Source organism: Enterococcus sp. AZ080, assembly GCF_051714945.1.
GTDB classification, from domain to species: domain Bacteria; phylum Bacillota; class Bacilli; order Lactobacillales; family Enterococcaceae; genus Enterococcus_B; species Enterococcus_B pernyi.
This window is the reverse complement of record NZ_JBIOSV010000002.1, coordinates 71,483-89,029: the sequence shown is the minus strand read 5'-3', so window position 1 is coordinate 89,029 and position 17,547 is coordinate 71,483. Positions and strand designations below refer to the sequence as shown.

Genomic DNA, 17,547 nt, shown 5'->3' with positions numbered 1-17,547 from the left:
TTAAAAAACAATCCGGTCGATCAATGGATTCAATCGATGTTTGACCCGTGTCCAGTCTTGCGCCGTCGGAAGACTATTCATCAAGATATACTCGGTTTCCAGTGCGTAATCCAAAAGGTACGGTCGGTAGTTGGTGACAATCAGATCAATTTGCGCATCATTCAAGCTTTCCTGCGTCAATTCCTGCAGTGGAAGAAAGAGTAAATTGTAATGCTTACCTAAGAGCTCCTGGGCCTGCAGTCGAATCGATTGCACCACCAAATAATCTCCTTCCAGTAAAAACAAAACCTGCTTGACGGGTTGGTAATAATGAAACAACATATCCATGTATAACGTAAAACTGACGGCCACATCTTCAAAGGTCACTGCTGAAAAGCGAAGTGTCTGTGCATGCTTTTGTAAGAAGCAGGAATTGATCTCATGGATCTGTCCATAGGTTTGCTTGGCCATGATACGGACTTCTTCTAACTCTTTATTCAATACCGGACTTAACGCTTCATTGATCAGACGTGAGACTAAAAACGACGTCATAAATTCCCCTAACGTGTCGGTATCCCATTGTGCAAAGAAGGGATCCGACAGATAATCTGATACCACTTGTTCAAGGCCATCCCACTGATTGAATCGTTGACTGAATGTATGTTCTTGATCTACTCGATGAATCGTTCGCTTGGAAATGATCGATAGATGGACCCAAGCGAATTCTTCCTTTGGCAGATAGATCTCATATTCCTCATGGATCCTCGCTTGTAAAGAATAAAGTAGCTGAAAATCTTTTTCCTGATAATCGACGTTCTTCAACCACTTAGGCAATGAAATAAACTGATGTTGTTTGACACGAACCATCGTGATATAAAGATGGTAATAAAAAGCAGAAACGGTCGTCCCTGTCCCCAGCTCATAATCCCCCAGCTTGCTAGATAGTTCATCCAGAACCAATGCATGCAGCCCTTCGGGCGGACGAATCGTAAAGGGGGTCTGTTCACTGCTGTAATAAAAATCAAAAAAAAACTTGCGGATGTCGGCTTCTTCCCCTACAAAATTCACGGGGGTAAGAGTCAATGTTAGATTATATTCAGCTAAGAGCGGTTCAATTTTCACTAAAAACCGACGCAACGTACTTTCGGCATAACTGTACTGGTGTGCCAAGTCAGCTAATGCGATAGGCTCTCCGTAAAAAATCGTCCCGACAATATCAAGGAGAACTTCGTTCTCTAACAGTTGTTCTTTCTTTTCTTGGTATCCTACCCGGTCACGTTCGTCAAAATGAAAACCGTTATACAGTGAAAGCAATTCAATGGTCTTCCCAAAGTAACTTTTGATTGCTTGAATATCTTTGACCATCGTTCGTTGCGAGATCATCAAGCGTTCACTCACCGCAACAATCGTAAAGTGGTGTTCTCGTTCAATAATAGTCAAAATCCGCATCCAGCGACGGATCTCGGCATTCGTAATAAAAGCAATTTGTAATTCGCGCATACCTATCCTCACTTTTTCATTTTGTTCCTTTTCCCTTCACAATAACCACACAATGTTCGTTAGATTGTTTCTCTTGTGGGCAAAGTTGTTAATTCAAGCCTTCCTGTGCGTACTTTTTTTGGGACTTGATTCATTACTTTGATATGGCTTAGGAAACATAATTGATTCGCTAAAATCATCTATAAAGGATGGTCAGTTCTTTCCCCATAGTTAACTGATCCACAAACAAAAAAAGGCTTTTCTTCATGAATCAGTGCTTCTTTCTTATCATAATACCTCCTTCGCGTAAAAAAAGAAAATTGGTAACCTTTTTCATTACCGACCAATTGGATCATCTCATCGAAATAATCTTTTTCTACTTATATGTATTACATGATCATTCGACGTCCAAAGCCAGTTTGATTGATCAGAGTCTGAGCTATGATGCACTCTTTTTCTGATAGCCCTAAAAATATTACTCCACACATAGTCTTTGGTAATAAAGACTAAATGATAAAATAAATTCTGAATTTTTTCTTTCTGTGAAGAAAAAGAAAAGAGCCGCAGCCCTTTTCTTTTTCAACTAATTGTCGGGAACTGCACTCAATTCCCACGTAAGGGTCGTTTGATAGGTAGCTGTTCTTGGGTTCGCCGTTGGTGGAACTTCAAGGGCGACACTTTCACCTGCACTTTCCCTGTTGCCGAAACGATAAATCCAAGTCCCCGCTCCTTGACCATCGTGCGCGGTCACAAGAAGCGTTTTTTCTTCTGGGATCAGCACAATCCCGTCTTGATTTTGAAGCATTGGTTCGTTAGATTCTTGGACAGATGCAAATTGTTGGTTATTAAGCAACAAACGTGCGCCTCTAAGTTGATTGTCTTGACGATCCGTAAACTGATTATTTTGTGTAACTGCTAATTGCCAACCGTGACGCTCCTCTTCTGGGCGACGATCACTGACTTGGATATAATTTGGTCGCTCTTCTGCGTCATTGATGCTTCCGTCAGCATTCAACAAGTGTTGGGGTTGTGCATAATAGCGCTTGGTCTGCGCAGAAATGCCTTGGGTTCCAAATGAAAAGCGTGACGCAAAATCAATACTCAGTGTCCCTTGATCTTCAGGAAGTTCTGGTGGATTTTCTGGATCAACTTCTTTTTCGGGTGCCAATGGATCGACTGGTAACACAGGATCTAGAATATCTTTAGTATATACATAAGTAACAGTCTGTGCCTCTTCGGTAAATCTTCCTGATGCATTTTTGGGCACTTCAGTTAAAGTATATCCGTCAATTTCTTTAGCCTCAGTCTCATATTCTTCATCAATCAGTCCGCTGATAATCTCTGTCTCTGACAACTCCTTTAGAGCATTATCAACATATTCAACCGTTATGTCTCCCCCTTGTTTCTTTTGATAGACTGCTTGTACAACTGTATCAGTAGTCCCCATTGTAAAAGTAGTCGTTGCATTTGTGGGGTTTAAAATACGGCTTCCGGTTCCGGATACTATTTCCCAACGAAGAAAGTCAAACCTCTCCGCTGGATTCGCATGAATCATGGTTGTCTCCCCTTGAATAATCGTTGTTGTTTCTGCCATAGGCATTCCCCCAACAGTAGGACTCGCTTCTAAGGAAAGTACATAGGAAGGGCGCGGGGGAGTGACCCAAGAACTCCCAGATCCATTAAATATAAGTGTGCTATACCATGATTCTCCGAACAGTTGGGTGTAACGTTCTTCGAAATCATTTGGATCCGATTCACTAGTTAGTACTTGTGAGCCATTCACCCCAGTGAGAGTGGCATTGACAGAATGCCAGGATGACTTAGGCGTAGAAACATTCATTGCCATTGTCAGTCTATTTGCATTTATTATAATCCTGCTGGAAGAGTCAGATTCAATAGGTTTTATACGATTATTGGCAACAGCACTCCTAGATGATATATTGCTTCTTCTATCTGGTGCTGGAGTTATAGTTAGTGTTCCACTACGAACCAAAGATATCGCAGGACCACCCCAAGGTGAATTCAATTCAAAGTATCCTCTTAGATTAATATTTTGAGCATGAATAATAGATGGATTGCTATTATATGATGCAAGTATATTATTTATTTCAACTAGACCGCTGCCATTATGTTTAATAATAGGATCATTGGTGTTTGCACTGTTTGCACCCATTAAAGACAAACCATTTAATGTTAAAGTAGCTGCTCCACTCAGTTCTAAATTATTGTTAGAGCCAAACATACTGAGTACTGCATGAGCTTGAGTTGCGGGTCTGCCTATAATATTCACCGAGGTGTTTCTGGTGTTTAATGAACTTCCTAAAATCGAGCTAGAATAGGAAATTGACTGAGTAATTACTATTGAGACAGTTCTTTGGTCATTCCATGCACTTCTAAATTGAGACCAATTGCTAGGTGTAGCTGTATTTCTCTGAGGATCAACAGAGGCTTCCAAAATCCGATTTGTTTCTGTTTGAATTAGTTCTTCGGGTATCGATAGGTTCTTCTCAGCTGCCACGACTGATTGAACTGCAACAGGAATATCCTTCATCACTTCTACATCTTGACTTTCTGATGGCTGCTCTTCGAGGCCAGTATTCTCTTGATCCTTTAAGTCAGAAGATTTCTGGTCCTCTGATTTCAGAGTACTTTCCTCTACTTCTAAATAGAAATGATCTGCGTCATGATCGACAGTTAAGAAGTAGTTTCCCGGTGTCGCAAACACCACAGGAAGTGTAAATTCAGTCTGTCGTTCTTTTGTGTGAAGCGTCCAGTATTCTCCATGGGAGTGAGTGATAGACTCTCCATCAGAAAAATGATTTGCCAGTACTTGCCCTTCCCTCGGTACCCGCACCAGAACCTCATCTGCAGGATAAGTACTTGTAAAACGCAAAATAACTGGTTGATTCGTGACTGTCTGAAAAGTCTTTTCTACAAATGAAAACTCTTGAACCACTGGCGGTGCTTCTTTAACCGGTGCAACAGCGGTACTCATTGCTACATAATCTGGTATATGGCTACGAAAATCAGTGAGTGTCTGTTCATCTATGGATTCATTCGTTTCTGCATAGCCTCGTGTGATTCCCAATGGTATCACATGTGCCAATAGTAAGAGTGTAGTACATACCAAAGCTTGTTTGCGAAAGTTCACGCTACATTCCTCCTTAGTCTTTTTCTTGCCTTCTTTTCTTTAGAGCGAGATAAAGCAGAATCACGACCAATAGAGTTAACAAAATGAGCGCACCGATCATCCACCAATTCGGACTGTTGTCGATCATGACGTCTTCGCGGTTTAACTTACGGGCATCGTCGGCATCGATCGTAAACTCACGAGTCCAGGACCATTCATTGTCTCCCGACTTTGCGGTTAGTTCTAACACGTAGTTCCCACTTCGAAAACGATCTCCCTCTAAAGAAATCGGAAAGTTAAAATTCGAATTGGGCGCCATCTGCATCTTCTCTTTACTGGCCTCATAGAGAACGTCGCTCTCTCCTGCTCGTTTCACGGTAGCTTCCACCGCCAATTGATTGATAAAGGTGGGCGTGAAGTTTTGTAGCGTGGCACTGATCACATTGCGATAGTTCAATTGATCCGCAAACACATCTAATAGTTCCAACTCCGGTTGCACCGAGTCTCGGGTATTACTGACGACCACACCTACCACATGGGCAAATTCATTCTTGATCGCTACCCCTTCTCCTTCTGGTGCTTCACTTTCTTCCTCTTCTTTTACTTCGGTGATTCGTAAACCACCAGCTAAATACCCTTCAAAGGCGTCTTTAGGCATCTGTAAAGAAATGTCTATGACCTTTGTTTCTTTTCCTGCGAGTGTAATGACCTCCGAAGGAGTCATCAGTTCATCCAAGGAGTGAACCAAGGTTGGATCTGCTTCTTCGGCATCTTTGCCATACTCGACATTTCCCAAAGTATTGGTATACGCCGTATGCGGTGTCACCTGGACATTGATTGGTTCTGAACTGGAATTACCGACTTTCAGCTGCAAGGTCTCTTTTTGACCAGGAGCGAGTAATAGCTCATAATACCCTTTACCTTCATCGACTTGACTTTCGGGAAAAAGCGGGGTGACATGTGTATTTAAGGCCGTCTCTTCAGCTTGGGCTGAAATGGGCAAGAAAAGGAAAAGTATCACTAGGAGCCACAGCCCGCTTTGCGTAATTTGTTTGTGTCTCATTTTTTTAATCCTTTCTAAAAAAAGCAGCGCCACAGAGATCTGTAACGCTACTAGTGACTAATGGAACATGGAAATTGTTACTTCTTAAAGGTCATTTTCAGGTGTTAGTTCTAATTCCCATGTCAAGGTAGAGGTATACGTTACCGCATCTTTAGCAGTCGAACCAGGAACGAATAATTGAATCGCTTCATTCTCTACAACAGCTGCGCCATCTTCTACTTGTTTTGCAATCGCATCATGATCTCCCCAAACAGCCGTCGAGGTACCAGCACCTTTTTGGTTAGCTGCCGTCATAATCGGTACGGCATCATTATTTGGAATCAATTCCAATCCACTTGCATGAATGCTCGGTGCTTGAGCTGCATCATCGATACTGTAGCGTAGGGCCGGATCGAATAACGTGATTTTTGCGCCTTTTAATACCTTGTTTAATGTATCCGTAGGTGCTTCAAATTCTGTTAAACTTACACTTAATTCCCATCCTTCATTGGTACCGCGGGTGTCTTGGACTTGTGCCAAACTTACATAAGGAACTTTATTTTCTTCACCGGTTGTTCCTGTTTTTTGTTGTCTTTCAGCGACCATATTGTAATGCTCATCTGTAGTTGAGATAATTTGTGAACCGAAGTTCATTGTTGGCACAGTTGCGATTGTTAAAGGTCCTTTGTTTTCTCCATCAGGACCAGTGACTGGCGGAATAGTTACATCAGGACCATCCGGTCCAGGATCAACGACTGTGTCATCATTTCCTGGCGTGAAGGTGATTTGACCCTCAGTGGTTGTTTTGCGAACTTCTTGTGTTTCCTTCTCTTGAACAGTTTCTTCGGCGAAGGCTTGTACGCCTCCGGCAAAAATGGTTGTTGATAATGCAGCTACAGTTGCTAACCGGATAAATTTCATTCTTAAATTCCTACTTTCATTTAATTGTTTTTTGTGTTGCTTTTCTTCTTTTGTACCCTAAGGCTAATAAAACGCTACCCACTAAGAAACTGCCGATCCATAGTCCAAGTGAGCTATCAATCATATTGGTTTTCGGCAAAGTACCGTCTGGCTTTTGTGGGCTAGTGCTAGGTGGTGGGGCTGGCGGACCGATTGGTTCATAGGCCCCGGTAAATCCAATCGATCCTTCTGACTCAACGGATTGGACCTGTGTACCGTAAACCAGCAACGGAAACTGCATCGCTATTATTAGGAAACATAGAACGATTATTTGGCCGACCGTTTTTCGCATATTCCCTCCTCCTTTAATGTTCTTCTCAAAATTCATCGTTTTTAAGGAGACAAAAAAAAAGACATTCGATAGAATCAAATGTCTTAAAAAAGTTATTAAATTAGTCTTTCTATTTCAGAATATAAATAGCGAATATAAATTCTAAAAAACGATGGTTTTTGATGCAAATCATTAAACAAAATAAGGATCAACTTGAAGCCTTATTTGCATCTCTTATATTACAAGATTCTCACCAAAATAAATAATCGAAATTTTCACTTCGGTATGCAAATTTAGAAAAACGAATATTAAAAAAGAATCATTAAAAAGAGCGTACAGCAATTTTTTCTCTGGATACTTTTGATTGATCCATGTAATTTAGAAAATATTTTTTGGTCATAAATCGTTACGAAATCTAGATTCAGTCAAATAACGCATTCACTATTTTTCAGAGCAACCCTTCTAAAAGGTGGAAAACTAAAGTTTGATTAAGTTAATTGTTCATGGAGAGTTGACTTAATTAAGCTCGTTTAAATAGTTGGTAGGAACCCAATAGAGTATACCCCAATGTCATTAAGTTAAGGCAAAAAGCAGGAAAACATTTAAGTTTCCCTGCTTTATTTTTTCTATGTAAAAGGACACTCTCTTGATACAATTATTTTAACAATAATAAAACGTCATAGCGCTACTTATTCTGGAGGTGCCCTTATGTCTAATACTATCAACATTTCATCCACACTTCAAGCAGCTCATAAAATCAAACAAAATTTAGAAGATCAAATTCGCTGTATTACAAATCAACCTGAAATTTTTGCTCAATCTCCGCTTGATTTTTCACGAAATAGAAAATTATCTTTTGAGACCACTCTCAAAATTATTCTCTCTTTCGGTGGACAAAGTCTTTCTAGTGAATTACTCTCTTACTTTGATTTTACACTTCAAACGCCAACGGCTTCCGCATTTGTACAGGCTCGAAGTAAAATAAAGATTGAAGCTTTCAAACAACTCTTCCACCGAACCATTCCTTCAAGTAACCAAAACAAGCAATATAAAGGGTACCAACTATTGGCTCATGATGGCTCCGATATTAATATTCCTTATGATGAAAACGATCCTGAATCCCATTACACCATCGGAAAGTTTGATAAATCTGTAGGATCTTTTTATCTCAATGCTTTATAGGACCCATTAAATAAATACTATGCATCGGTAAACTTCCAAAAAATTAGACAGCTAGACGAACGGAGCAGTTTGTGCCAAATGGTTGATGAGTTTACTTTTGAAAAGCCAACAATTATTATTGCAGATCGTGGTCATGAGTCATTTAACGTGTACGAACATATTAGAAAAAGTGGTCAAAAATTCGTAATTCGAGTAAAAGATACCAAAAGTAATGGCTTTCTTAAAGGACTTGGATTACCTCAAAAAGGAACATTTGATAAAGAGGTTAACCTTTGGTTAACAAGAAGACAGACAAATAAAATCAAAACTGACAAGAGCTATCAATTTGTGCGTAAAAAAGCCAGCTTTGATTATCTCCCATCCGATTCAAAAGAAAGCTATCCCGTTAGTCTCAGAGTCGTTCGGATTAAGTTGAGTGAGGATAGTTATGAATCTTTAGTCACGAATCTTGATTCCTTCACTTTTAAAAGCGAAGATTTAAAAGTACTTTATCACTTACGCTGGGGAATTGAAACTTCCTTTAGAGAATTAAAATATGCCTTAGGTTTAAACCAATTCCACTCAAAGAAACTAGAGTTTATTATTCAAGAAATTTACGCTCGTCTCATTATATACAACTTTTCAATGGAAATTGCTCAGGTAGTGGCGTTATCAGCTCCTTTAAAGCAGTTCTATCAGCTTAATTTCACACAAGCTATAGGCATTTGTAAAAGATTTTTTCTTGATCAAACCGTCAATGTAGAAATTTTGATAAGAAGATATTTCCTCCCCGTACGCCAGAATCGGAGTAACCAGAGAAATATAACAAAAAAGAAATTTGTTGGTTTTTTATATCGTATTGCCTAATATTATAAATCGGACTATACCATATAGGACGTTTTATTGTGTTGCTCGAAAATATAAAATTAGTCAAGTTAATAAGAAAAAAGCGATATACTTGAGACTATTATTTGTTTTTTTGTCTTAACTTAATGACATTGGGGTATACCTTGTTGGACCCATATTATCTCTTGAATGTATTGATTAACTGAACATAAATTATTTAAGGGATTTTATGATGGAAAATGAGTTTTCTAAAGTATACAAAAAAAAATTGCCCAGAAAGTTTTTTCTGGACAATTTTTTAGCCTATTTTCATTTCAGATTGTATACCATCGAATAGTAATTATTTGTACTTAAATTATTCCCACAAAGTTCCTTGAAGTACGTGCGATAATCTTTCTCAACAATTCGTAAGATTTCATTTATTGGTAATTTATTATAGTCATAATGAATTAGCTCGGTGATTAGACTTAATTTTGCGTCAATTCCTAGAACTATAGGAAGATTTTCCCAAAAGTTTTCTGGTGAAATTGTGCTTGTCAATTGGTCAAGTTGTTCGAACTGTTGTGCCAGATAAACATTCAGTTCTTCTGATTTTCTTTTATCTTGTGGTATATTTTCTTGAAATTGACGCATATATTCATCTTTCGTTAGAGATGGGTTCATGTTGTGTGCTCCTTTCTCTTGCCCTTTTCCTTCATTTCTGATTGATTTGATAAAATTTTCTACTTTTTTATTGATCTATATACAGTATTGTAGATCATCATTCTGGATAAAAATTTGATTTATCAGAGATTCTAAAGATAAAACTAGAGAAAAAACGGTATTCTTTTCTAATTGTAAGGAACTGCACTTAATTCCCACGTCAACTTTGTCGAATAACTAGTTGCTTCTGGATTCGCCCCCTTTGGAACATTGAGTGCAACACTCTCTTTTGCCGTCTCTGCATCACCAAACCGGTAGATCCAAGTTCCCATTCCTTCACTACCTTGAGCTTTGATCAATGTTTGGCGATTTCCAGGTATTAGGGAATGGACAGATTGAAGTTCTGGAGCAGTTTTCCCTTGAGCAGTAACAACTTGTTGGTTTGATAGAGTTATACTAGCGCCATTCAATACTTGGTTTTCTTTTCCTTTAAATTGTTCTTTTTGTGTCACTGCTAATTCCCAGCCGTTACGCTCAGATTCTGGGCGTCGATCACTGATCTGCACAAAGTTTGGTCGTTCTTCTTTCTCGCTAACTACTCCATCTTCATTCATTAAACGTTGTGGTTGAGCATAATACGTTTGATCACGAGCAGAAATAGCTTGTAACCCAAAGTTGAATTGCGAAACAAAGTCAATACTCAACAGCCCTTGACCTTCAGGCAAATCTGGTTTATTTTCTGGGTCCACTTCGACTTCTGGATCCAAAGGATCGACTGGTGAGACTTGGGTAATTGTTTCATAAACAGCTTGAACCGTCGTATCTGTACTTCCCATCATGAAGGTAGTAGTAGCTGAAGTTGTGTTTACGATATTTGTCCCAGTCCCTGACACAACTTCCCAGCGTACAAAGTGATAACCACTGTTGGGATTTGCGTTTAATGTTGTTGTGCTTCCTTGAGCTAAAGTACTAGCCTCTGCACTCGGATTTCCCCCATCACTCGGACTGGCTTCAAGGGTCAAATTGTAGGTGATTTCTTCATATACAGCACGTACTGTCGTGTTTGCGCTCCCCATCGTGAAGGTAGTGGTAGCTGAAGTTGCGTTTGCGATATTCGCCCCAGTCCCTGATACAACTTCCCAGCGTACAAAGCGATAACCACTGTTGGGATTTGCGTTTAATGTTGTCGTACTTCCTTGCGTTAGTGTTGTGTTTGTTGCACTCGGATTTCCTCCAACATCGGGATTAGCTTGTAAAGAGAGATTGTAAGAAACAGGAGGTGTGACCCATCCACCACCACTAGCATTAAAGATCATACCGGTATATCGACGGTCATTAAACGTAGTAAGATACCTTTCATTAAAATCATTTGGATTACTATTGCTATTCACAACAGTCGCTCCATTTAATCCACTAAGCATGACATCTATACTATTCCAAGAATTTAAACCTAAACCCGTTCCATTCCTTGATTCTACCATAGAGAACCTATTTGCTTGAATAATTATTGTACTCCCAGCAGTTGAAAGAACCGGTCTTAAACCAGAATTAGTGGATGATAGAATCCATCCATTTTGATGACTATTAGATATGATTTTCAGAGTACCATTCCGAACCAACTCTATTCCTGTCGCACGCACTGTTGCACTAGCTCCGCCAGCTGTGTCAGCTCTAATCTTTATAGCTCCATTTAAATTTATATTCTGACCAGATATTATAGAGCCTGCCGTACCAGTTGACATAGTAATATTTGAATGATTAATTTCTATTAGCCCACTTCCATTATGAATAATGAGGGGAGCTGTACGAGAATCTCTTCCAATTTGAGCTGGCCAATCAGTTAGTGTAGAATTTATAGTTAGACCTGCTACACCACTCATTACTAAACTATATCCGGAGTTCTGAAAATTAAGAGTCCCTCCATTAAGTGTTATGGATGATAATCTTGTATTAAGAGAATCTCCTAAAATGGAACTAGAAAAAGATATATTACCATGAAATATTATCGTGACAGTAGAAGAGTTCCATGCGCTTCTAAATTGGCTCCAATTATTTACACTGCTAATAGATCGATTTTGAATATCTCTTGTTTCTTCCAAAATACGTTCTTCTTCTATTACAATCAATTCTTCTGGTATAGATAAGTTTTCTTCTACAGCAATCACCGGTTGAATAGTTGTTGAATTATTAATACTGTCTTTTGTATTATTTTGTTCGGTCATCTCTTCTGATTGATTAATTATTTCAGCTTCTTCTAACTCGTTGAGTTTCTCCGTTCTCATTACTGAAGGAGAATCCTGTACTTCCACATAGACATGATCTGCATCGTTATCAAGCGTAAGAAAGTAGTTTCCAGGAATTTCAAAAAGAACGGATACTTCAAAAGATTTCTGTTCATCGTTAGTAGATAGACTCCAATATTCACCATGAGAATGGTGAATTGATTCTCCATTAGAAAACTGATTTTCTATAATTTTTCCGTTTTCAGGAATTCGGATCAATACTTCATTCGAAGGCAATTTACTAGTAAATTTGAAAGTAGTGGGTTGACCAATTACAGTCCGGAATGATTTTACCTCAAATGAAAATTCTTGAATCTCTTCTCCATTGTTTTCTAAATTTGCTCTTGCGCTAACTGTATTTAATAAACTATTTTGCTCTGCATTAAATGTCTCAACAGGTTCTACATCATTACTAGATTGCGTATCTGCATCAACCATTTCTACTTGATTAAAACTTATTTGTAAGAGTAGCATGGTAATTACCAAGATACTGAATAAGTCACTTAGTTTTCTATTCAATGTCTTGCCACCTCTCATTTCGGTTGTTCTTTCTCATTTTTTTCTTTTTATAAAAAATAAAAAGAAAATAGCTTACTAAAAATAGCAATAAAAGTATAGCGACGATCATCCACCAATTGAGACTCGTATCAATCGTGACATCTTGTTGATTCAATGCTCTCGCTTCATCCGCATCAATGGTAAATTTCCGTTCCCATTGCCATTCCTCTTCCCCAGAGCGTGCCGTCATTTTCAACAAATATTCACCACTGCGAAAACGATCGCCTTCTAAAGAAATCGGAAAATTGAAATTGGAGTTTGGCGCCATTTGCATCTGTTCTTGACTGGCTTGGTATAAAATTTCTTCTTCCCCCACTTTTTGTACCGTGGCTTCAACTTCTAAGCGATTCACGAATGTTGGGGTGAAGTTTTGTATATTCGCACTGATGACATTACGATAGTTGAGTTGATCGGCAAAAACATCTACCAACTCTAAATCAGGTTGCACGGCGTCTTGGTTATTACTCACCACCACACCGATGATATAGGCAAACTCATTTTGGATGGCGACCCCTTCTTCGTCGCTTGTTTCTTCCGTTGTGTCTTCTTTGACTTCTTCGATTCGTAAGCCACCCGCTAAGAAGCCTTCGAAGGCTTCTTTAGGCATCTTCAGATCAAGTGTCACTGTTTTCGTTTCGTTACCACCAAGCTCGATGATTTCGGGATGTTCGATCAATTCAGCAAGCGAATGCTTGAGTGTTGGATCTGCTTTTTCCGCGTCTTGCCCGTATTCTACAACCCCCATCACGTTCGTATAAGCAGTATGTGGCGTGATTTTGATTTTCTTTGCTTCTGCGTTTGCGTTTTGTAGTTTCAACGTTAGTTTTTCTGTCGTATCTGGCGCAAGGGTTAACTGAAAGTAACGTTTGTTACCTGCTGTTTGATTATCTGAGAATTCCGGTGTCACATAAAAATTTAAGGTTCCTTCTTCTGCCCCTACGCGCATTGGTGCCAACAAACTGACGAACACCATAAGCAATACTAGCCCTGCTTGTTGGATTTTATTTTTTCGATATGTACTTGCTTGTTTCATTCATTTACTCCTTTCTTTAAAGAAAGTAGCGCTACAAAATTGTAACGCTACACCGTTCACTTCTATCAGCTGAAACCCTCGGTTTCGTCAAAACTATACGGCGCCATTTTCACCTGATTTATCAATATCTTCATTATTATCAGGTATATTGGATAATTCCCAAGTTAGTGTGGATTTGTATTGTGCCGCATCTTTCGCTGTCTTACCAGGAACAAATAATTGGATCGCATTATTTGTCACCACGTCAACCTTATCGTCCGCTTCTTGTGCGTTTAAGTCTGCTTGATTGCCCCAAACAACGGAAGAAACACCAGCACCTTTATCTTTTTCTGCGGTCATCACGGATACAGCAGAAGCATTTGGGATCAATTTCAATCCACTTGTATGAGCTACTGGTGCATTTCCAGCCGTGCTTCCTTCATACTGAATTCTTGGGCTTACCAATGAAATCTCTGCCCCAAGCAAGGTATCATTGACTGTTTCTTTCGTTGCTTTAAAGTCGGTCATACGTACTTGCAGGTCCCAACCAGCATTCGTTCCTCGGACATCTTGTACTTGCGCAAAACTGACATAAGGGACTTTATTTTCTTCACCCGTCGTACCCGCTTTTTGTTGCTTTTCTGCAATCATATTGTAGGTTTGATCCTGATTCGAGATCACTTGTGGACCGAAATTCATCGTGACAGCTTTCATGATCGATAAAGGTCCGGTCGTTCCTGGCACTTCAGGCTCAATGTCTACATCTGGCCCATCTTCTGGTGGAATAACGACTAGGTCTTCCTCTTCATTTGGTGTAAATTCAATCGTTCCATCCGTAGTGACATTACGTACTTCTTTTGATGTTTCCTCGGGTGGTTCAGCTGCGAAGGCTGTGATTCCTCCAACAAAAATGGTTGAGCTTAATGCTGCAATGGTTACTAATCTAACGAATTCCATGTATTTAAATCCTACTTTCTTTTATTTGTTTTTTTCTTTTTGTGCCGCCAAAACCAAAAGCCAAGTACTATGATGACAAGCAAGAGACCAAACATTGACCAAATGCGCATCTTTTCCTCGTTTGTTTTCGGTAATCTTCTGGCTGTTGGGTGACTGACCCCTGAGGGGTGTTGAGCAATTTCTTTTGGTAAATCTGGTTTGATCGCACCTTCCGGTGCTGGCTCTGGTGTTCCTGGTGTTTCATATATGCCAGTAAAACCAATCGTACCTTCTGTTTCCACCGAACGTATTTCTGTTCCATGAACAACTAACGGTGCATACACATGAATCAGTAACATACCCATACTTAGTATGTATCTTTTTTGGTGTTTCATATCCCTCCCCCTATATTCTTAGATGTCTCAAAAATCTTGGTTTTTGATGCAAATCATTAAACAAAATAAGGATCAACTTGAAGCCTTATTTGCATCTCTTATATTACAAGATTCTCACCAAAATAAATAATCGAAATTTTCACTTCGGTATGCAAATTTAGAAAAACGAATATTAAAAAAGAATCATTAAAAAGAGCGTACAGCAATTTTTTCTCTGGATACTTTTGATTGATCCATGAAATTTAGAAAATATTTTTTGGTCATAAATCGTTACGAAATCTAGATTCAGTCAAATAACGCATTCACTATTTTTCAGAGCAACCCTTCTAAAAGGTGGAAAACTAAAGTTTGATTAAGTTAATTGTTCATGGAGAGTTGACTTAATTAAGCTCGTTTAGATAGTTGGTAGGAACCCAATAGAGTATACTCTGTTGTCCCTTAAAGAGAATAACTTTCTGGTCTAATTAATTGAGACAGATTATGAGAAAAGAGAAACCCTTGGATAAAAGGATTCCTCTTTTTTATTTATCGCTTAATTTTTTAATCATACGGTTGATCGTTTATGACACTTCAAAGAACATCGTCATGCTTTCCAGTAGCTAGTAACCATAATTCTAAAACATCGTTTTTTATTTCGTATACAAGTAGCCAATCTTTTTCAATATGCAATTCTCTAAGTCCTTGTTTATTTCCTTTTAATGCATGGTCTCTATACTTTTGATAAAGTACGTCTGTTCGTTGTTGGACAAGTAATTCTAAGACAATTTCTAGCTTTTGCATGTCATAATGCTTTTTCTTTAGGGTCTTGTAATTTCTTTTAAAAGTAGGAGTTCGCTTAATCTTCATCGTTTAAGTCTTTCATTAATTCAGCTACACTATCAAATGACTTATAATCTTCATTGTTCATTTCTTCTAATGCTTGCGCAAGATTATCTTTTCGTACAGTCATTTCAAAAGGAATTCCTTTTTCACGAACAACTTTAGTTAAAAATATTTTAATCCCTGTTGTCAAGTCAATTCCAAGAGAGTCAAAGATCTCTTTAGATTCTTCTTTTAATTCATCATCAATTCTAAAGTTAATTTGAGCCATTTTTCTCACACCTTTCATATTATAAGTATAGCATTTTTGTGTAGCGTTATAAAGCGAACGCTTTACAAAATGAGAATTGACTCCTTTTTTTCTTTAATCATTCTATCCGCCCTACCTCCTTATTAATTATTTAGTTTTATGTTCCACATTCTTTTCGGCTTACTAGTAGCCATATACGATTGCTGGTTAAATACTCGTAACAAGAAGGAAAACAAACACTGGGAGATTAGACAAAAAGAAAAGCCCTAGAGTATCCTACTACTCTAAGGCTTCAGTGTTCAAATGTTCTTTTTATGCAAAACAATCATATCATGATTTGTTTTTTTTAAAATGGTGACCTTACCTATCGTTTTCCTTTGTAAGCCCATTTTTTTAGAAATATTCATCATCTTTGTATCGATCAATTATTACCACTTCATCTATAACATCCTCTTTCATCTGTTTAGCAATCAAGCTAGGTCGAATTTTTTCTAACCAATTTTGATCAGGTACATAGTCAAGGAAATTGCCGATTGTCGTTAGAACTATCTCATCACTAGATAATTCAACTAATCGTATAAAATTGAACTGTGGGATTGCTGCTACATAATTGATAATATTTTTATCGGTGTGTTCAAAAGACCCCATATACTTTAAGCTATTATTATCGTAAATATCGATTAATTTCATAGTGTCATCTCCTGTTAACTTTTTTATTTGTAATTTTAGTTAGTGTATATATTCGCTTTTCGGAATATATTGGTTTAACTCAAATTGTCTTAACATATTTCTTCTATTATTGGTAATATCTTCCGTTAGAATAATTTTTTTAATGTTCTAACCATTCGGTTATTTCTTTCAGTTTCTGTTCATCAAGTTGATAGCCCAACTCATCCATCATTTTTATATCTTTTTCCAACGCTACTTTCATTCTTTTACTTTTTTCATTTTTTACCTCTTCAATTGTTGGTGAAAAATCAGGACTTATATGTGAGGTAATGAAGCCTTTATAACGTTCGTACAAATCCTCTAGTGTATCAACCCACTCAGTAGTAACAGTACCAGTGGTTAGCGTTACAAAACTATATTGTGTTGCAGATTTAAATTGAGTTCTTTCGACAACTATATGCCACGCAGGATTGACGTTTATTCCCCACAGGACTAAATCTCCTACTTTTAACATGGTTTAACCCTCTTTCTATTTAATTTCCTCTGTTAGTAAATTAAATTGATGGATATTGAAAGAATTATGATAATCATATTTATTTGATTCTCTCCCTACTCTAACCAGTAGATTGTATTGTCTGTACTCGGATATACTCTTAGTTTTCGTCCAGTTAGTTTTATCAAATCAAATAATAAGCTGGTAGGTAGTCCTTCCTCTTCCAGGGCATTTGATCGATAGCTATGATTAGTCATCAACGTGCTAGCAACTTTCTCATCTAAAACTCTTTTATCTATTAATAAATCGACTAATTCACTTAAAGATAAATAGATTTGCTGTTTTGCATGATTCCCATCGAGAGTTTTAGTCATAAATAACCAACTCCTTTGGATCGCGTCTATTTTTTTCAGGGTAGATAGTCAACTTATCTACGTAAGATTCCGCTTCTTTAAGAGTCGGAAATTCTTTTATCTTCTCACCATTTTTAAACACGACATACTGTACTCCAATTAACTTGATTTTGTACATATAATCTCCTCCTATTGCTTCGTTTTTCACTTAATTCCGTCTTATGATACCTATTGCATTACTCCTTTAGATACTGTTATACTAAAGGAGCA

16 protein-coding genes and 1 pseudogene are annotated in these 17,547 nt (G+C 38.1%); 1 reads left to right on the top strand and 16 read right to left on the bottom strand.

The genetic code is table 11. The features are described 5' to 3' along the window. From IGK01_RS14325 to IGK01_RS14305, 5 genes are all read right to left on the bottom strand, one after another. Positions 1 to 1,479: a helix-turn-helix domain-containing protein gene (locus IGK01_RS14325; RefSeq protein ID WP_438770945.1), complete on the bottom strand. Its 1,479-nt coding sequence runs from the start codon at positions 1,477 to 1,479 to the stop codon at positions 1 to 3. Positions 1,480 to 2,041: 562 nt separating this feature from the next. Further along, positions 2,042 to 4,609 (bottom strand): WxL domain-containing protein, encoded by a 2,568-nt coding sequence (locus tag IGK01_RS14320; protein ID WP_438770946.1) that lies wholly within the window; start codon positions 4,607 to 4,609, stop codon positions 2,042 to 2,044. Positions 4,610 to 4,622: 13 nt separating this feature from the next. Beyond that, positions 4,623 to 5,651: a DUF916 and DUF3324 domain-containing protein gene (locus tag IGK01_RS14315; RefSeq protein WP_438840886.1), complete on the bottom strand. Its 1,029-nt coding sequence runs from the start codon at positions 5,649 to 5,651 to the stop codon at positions 4,623 to 4,625. An 84-nt stretch (positions 5,652 to 5,735) separates the two neighbouring features. Beyond that, entirely contained in the window at positions 5,736 to 6,551 is an 816-nt protein-coding gene (locus IGK01_RS14310) for a WxL domain-containing protein (RefSeq protein WP_347082642.1), read from the bottom strand. 16 nt (positions 6,552 to 6,567) lie between these two features. After that, positions 6,568 to 6,882, bottom strand: a complete 315-nt coding sequence (locus tag IGK01_RS14305; RefSeq protein WP_438749043.1) for an LPXTG cell wall anchor domain-containing protein — start codon at positions 6,880 to 6,882, stop codon at positions 6,568 to 6,570. Between the two features lie 687 nt (positions 6,883 to 7,569). Between IGK01_RS14305 and IGK01_RS14300 the strand changes: the two are divergent. After that, positions 7,570 to 8,889 (top strand): annotated as a pseudogene (locus IGK01_RS14300) (IS4 family transposase). 288 nt (positions 8,890 to 9,177) lie between these two features. Here IGK01_RS14300 and IGK01_RS14295 read toward each other — a convergent pair. The 11 genes from IGK01_RS14295 to IGK01_RS14245 form a co-directional block, all read right to left on the bottom strand. Continuing rightward, positions 9,178 to 9,531, bottom strand: a complete 354-nt coding sequence (locus IGK01_RS14295) for a DUF7006 family protein (protein ID WP_023523770.1) — start codon at positions 9,529 to 9,531, stop codon at positions 9,178 to 9,180. A gap of 167 nt (positions 9,532 to 9,698) precedes the next feature. Beyond that, a complete protein-coding gene (locus tag IGK01_RS14290; protein ID WP_438840885.1) occupies positions 9,699 to 12,311 on the bottom strand; it encodes a WxL domain-containing protein in 2,613 nt (870 codons plus the stop codon). Further along, positions 12,304 to 13,383, bottom strand: a complete 1,080-nt coding sequence (locus IGK01_RS14285; protein ID WP_438749114.1) for a DUF916 and DUF3324 domain-containing protein — start codon at positions 13,381 to 13,383, stop codon at positions 12,304 to 12,306. The genes IGK01_RS14290 and IGK01_RS14285 overlap by 8 nt, the downstream gene beginning before the upstream one ends. Positions 13,384 to 13,476: 93 nt before the next feature. Then, positions 13,477 to 14,319, bottom strand: coding sequence for a WxL domain-containing protein (locus IGK01_RS14280; protein WP_438749051.1), 843 nt, complete (start codon positions 14,317 to 14,319; stop codon positions 13,477 to 13,479). A gap of 11 nt (positions 14,320 to 14,330) precedes the next feature. Continuing rightward, positions 14,331 to 14,693 (bottom strand): LPXTG cell wall anchor domain-containing protein, encoded by a 363-nt coding sequence (locus IGK01_RS14275; protein WP_438749053.1) that lies wholly within the window; start codon positions 14,691 to 14,693, stop codon positions 14,331 to 14,333. A 570-nt stretch (positions 14,694 to 15,263) separates the two neighbouring features. Beyond that, positions 15,264 to 15,539, bottom strand: a complete 276-nt coding sequence (locus IGK01_RS14270) for a type II toxin-antitoxin system RelE/ParE family toxin (RefSeq protein WP_347082646.1) — start codon at positions 15,537 to 15,539, stop codon at positions 15,264 to 15,266. Then, positions 15,529 to 15,783: a type II toxin-antitoxin system RelB/DinJ family antitoxin gene (locus IGK01_RS14265; protein WP_271525121.1), complete on the bottom strand. Its 255-nt coding sequence runs from the start codon at positions 15,781 to 15,783 to the stop codon at positions 15,529 to 15,531. The genes IGK01_RS14270 and IGK01_RS14265 overlap by 11 nt, the downstream gene beginning before the upstream one ends. Positions 15,784 to 16,155: 372 nt before the next feature. Beyond that, positions 16,156 to 16,452 (bottom strand): hypothetical protein, encoded by a 297-nt coding sequence (locus tag IGK01_RS14260; RefSeq protein WP_438749057.1) that lies wholly within the window; start codon positions 16,450 to 16,452, stop codon positions 16,156 to 16,158. A 139-nt stretch (positions 16,453 to 16,591) separates the two neighbouring features. Then, positions 16,592 to 16,945, bottom strand: a complete 354-nt coding sequence (locus tag IGK01_RS14255) for a hypothetical protein (protein ID WP_438749059.1) — start codon at positions 16,943 to 16,945, stop codon at positions 16,592 to 16,594. 95 nt (positions 16,946 to 17,040) lie between these two features. After that, the gene (locus IGK01_RS14250; RefSeq protein ID WP_347082650.1) at positions 17,041 to 17,298 is read right to left on the bottom strand and encodes a hypothetical protein; all 258 of its coding nucleotides are present in this window, start codon (positions 17,296 to 17,298) and stop codon (positions 17,041 to 17,043) included. Beyond that, on the bottom strand, positions 17,291 to 17,455 hold the full coding sequence (locus IGK01_RS14245; RefSeq protein WP_271525124.1) for a hypothetical protein: 165 nt from the start codon (positions 17,453 to 17,455) through the stop codon (positions 17,291 to 17,293). The genes IGK01_RS14250 and IGK01_RS14245 overlap by 8 nt, the downstream gene beginning before the upstream one ends. Positions 17,456 to 17,547: the final 92 nt, after the last annotated feature.

What these genes read in the sequence shown, in the direction of transcription:
- IGK01_RS14295 (WP_023523770.1), bottom strand. Translation starts at nt 9,531, where the DNA reads ATGAACCCATCTCTAACGAAAGATGAATATATGCGTCAATTTCAAGAA.
- IGK01_RS14255 (WP_438749059.1), bottom strand. Translation starts at nt 16,945, where the DNA reads ATGTTAAAAGTAGGAGATTTAGTCCTGTGGGGAATAAACGTCAATCCT.
- IGK01_RS14245 (WP_271525124.1), bottom strand. Translation starts at nt 17,455, where the DNA reads ATGTACAAAATCAAGTTAATTGGAGTACAGTATGTCGTGTTTAAAAAT.
- IGK01_RS14275 (WP_438749053.1), bottom strand. Translation starts at nt 14,693, where the DNA reads ATGAAACACCAAAAAAGATACATACTAAGTATGGGTATGTTACTGATT.
- IGK01_RS14305 (WP_438749043.1), bottom strand. Translation starts at nt 6,882, where the DNA reads ATGCGAAAAACGGTCGGCCAAATAATCGTTCTATGTTTCCTAATAATA.
- IGK01_RS14265 (WP_271525121.1), bottom strand. Translation starts at nt 15,783, where the DNA reads ATGGCTCAAATTAACTTTAGAATTGATGATGAATTAAAAGAAGAATCT.
- IGK01_RS14310 (WP_347082642.1), bottom strand. Translation starts at nt 6,551, where the DNA reads ATGAAATTTATCCGGTTAGCAACTGTAGCTGCATTATCAACAACCATT.
- IGK01_RS14280 (WP_438749051.1), bottom strand. Translation starts at nt 14,319, where the DNA reads ATGGAATTCGTTAGATTAGTAACCATTGCAGCATTAAGCTCAACCATT.
- IGK01_RS14250 (WP_347082650.1), bottom strand. Translation starts at nt 17,298, where the DNA reads ATGACTAAAACTCTCGATGGGAATCATGCAAAACAGCAAATCTATTTA.
- IGK01_RS14270 (WP_347082646.1), bottom strand. Translation starts at nt 15,539, where the DNA reads ATGAAGATTAAGCGAACTCCTACTTTTAAAAGAAATTACAAGACCCTA.
- IGK01_RS14260 (WP_438749057.1), bottom strand. Translation starts at nt 16,452, where the DNA reads ATGAAATTAATCGATATTTACGATAATAATAGCTTAAAGTATATGGGG.
- IGK01_RS14315 (WP_438840886.1), bottom strand. Translation starts at nt 5,651, where the DNA reads ATGAGACACAAACAAATTACGCAAAGCGGGCTGTGGCTCCTAGTGATA.
- IGK01_RS14325 (WP_438770945.1), bottom strand. Translation starts at nt 1,479, where the DNA reads ATGCGCGAATTACAAATTGCTTTTATTACGAATGCCGAGATCCGTCGC.
- IGK01_RS14285 (WP_438749114.1), bottom strand. Translation starts at nt 13,383, where the DNA reads ATGAAACAAGCAAGTACATATCGAAAAAATAAAATCCAACAAGCAGGG.